Here is a 1,651-nt window from a genome sequence, read left to right as displayed (position 1 = left end):
GTGGCCACCCGGCAGGTGACGGTGGCCGACTGGACGCGGTTCATGGCCGACGGCGGGTACTCCCGCCCCGAGCTGTGGCTCTCCGACGGCTGGGCCACCGTGCAGGCCGAGGGCTGGGACGCGCCCGGCTACTGGCGGCGCGAGGCCGACGGCGGGTGGACCACCTTCACCCTCTCGGGCCGGCGCCCGGTGGTCGGCGCCGAGCCCGTCCTCCACGTCTCCTTCTACGAGGCCGACGCCTACGCCCGCTGGGCCGGCGCGCGGCTGCCCACCGAGTTCGAGTGGGAGGTCGCCGCCGGCGGGTGGCCCGTTCGCGACGAGCTCGACCCCGCGCGCTGCCATCCGCTGCCCGCGGGCGAGCGCGCGACCGGCGGCGTGTGGGAGTGGACCGCCAGCGCCTACCTGCCCTATCCCGGGTTCGTCGCCGAGGAGGGCGCGGCCGGCGAGTACAACGGCAAGTTCATGTCCGACCAGCACGTCCTGCGCGGCGGCAGCGCCCTCACGCCCGCCGGCCACACCCGGCCGACGTACCGGAACTTCTTCCCCGCCGCCTCGCGCTGGGCGGCCACGGGACTGCGGCTCGCGCGATGACGACGAGGGCCGCCGACCCCCACACCGCCGCGCTGGAATCGGACCTGCGCGAGGGGTTCTTCCGCGACCCGCCGACCGTGCCGCCGCGGTGGTTCTACGACGAGAAGGGCAGCCTGCTGTTCGACCGGATCACCCGGCTGGCCGAGTACTACCCCACCCGGGCGGAGGCCGAGATCCTGCGGGCGCGGGCCGCGGACATCGTGGGCGCGGCGGGGACCGTGGTGGAGCTCGGGGCCGGGACCTGCGAGAAGACGCGGGTGCTGCTGGACGTGCTCGCCGCGCGCGCGGGCGCGCCGCGGTTCGTGCCCGTCGACATCAGCACCGAGATGCTCCTCGACACCGCCCGCGCGCTGGCCGCCGAGTACCCGGGCCTGCGCGTCGAGCCGGTGGTCGGCGACCTCACCGCCCTCGACGGGCCCCTGCCGGGCGAGCCGGGCGGCCGGCTGGTGCTGTTCCTCGGTGGGACCGTCGGGAACTTCGACGAGGCCCAGCGGGCGGGGTTCCTGACGATGCTCCGCGGCGTCATGGACCCGGGCGACCGGCTCGCCCTGGGCTTCGACCTGGTCAAGGACCCCGGGCGGCTGGTGGCGGCCTACGACGACGCCGCCGGGGTCACCGCCGAGTTCAACCTCAACATGCTCGACGTGATCACCCGGACCGTCCCGAGCACGGGCCTGGACCGCCGCGACTTCCGGCACGAGGCGGTGTGGAACGCCGGGGAGAGTCGGATCGAGATGTGGTTGCGCGCGGTGCGGGACGTGCGGATCGACTTCCCCACGCTCGGGCGCGGGCGGACCCTGGCCGCCGGCGAGGGGATCCGCACCGAGATCGCGCGGAAGTTCGAGCCCGGCGCCCTGGTCGACGAGCTCGCGGGTCACGGGTTCCTCGGCAGGGCGGTGTGGACGGACGGGGCGGGCGACTTCGGGCTCGCGCTCGTCGTCGTCGACTAGCGTCTTCCCGGTCGCCGTCCCCGGTCGGTGTCGTACGTGTGTTCTATGATCTGGGGCATGGAACGGGGAGAGCGCGACGCGCGGGAGACGGTGGGGCAGGGCCCGGTGGC

Annotated in this window: 2 protein-coding genes; both read left to right on the top strand. The window is 75.1% G+C overall.

The window, feature by feature from the left end; genetic code table 11:
* On the top strand, positions 1-591 hold a 591-nt coding region (locus B4M60_RS00905), incomplete at its 5' end, for an SUMF1/EgtB/PvdO family nonheme iron enzyme (protein ID WP_291079478.1).
* On the top strand, positions 588-1,541 hold the full coding sequence (gene egtD, locus B4M60_RS00900; RefSeq protein WP_291079477.1) for an L-histidine N(alpha)-methyltransferase: 954 nt from the start codon (positions 588-590) through the stop codon (positions 1,539-1,541). The genes B4M60_RS00905 and egtD, both read left to right, overlap by 4 nt.
* The last annotated feature ends 110 nt before the right edge of the window (positions 1,542-1,651 follow it).

This window comes from Dietzia sp. UBA5065 (genome assembly GCA_002415925.1).
GTDB lineage: Bacteria > Actinomycetota > Actinomycetes > Mycobacteriales > Mycobacteriaceae > Dietzia.
This window is presented reverse-complemented; position numbering and strand designations above follow the sequence as displayed.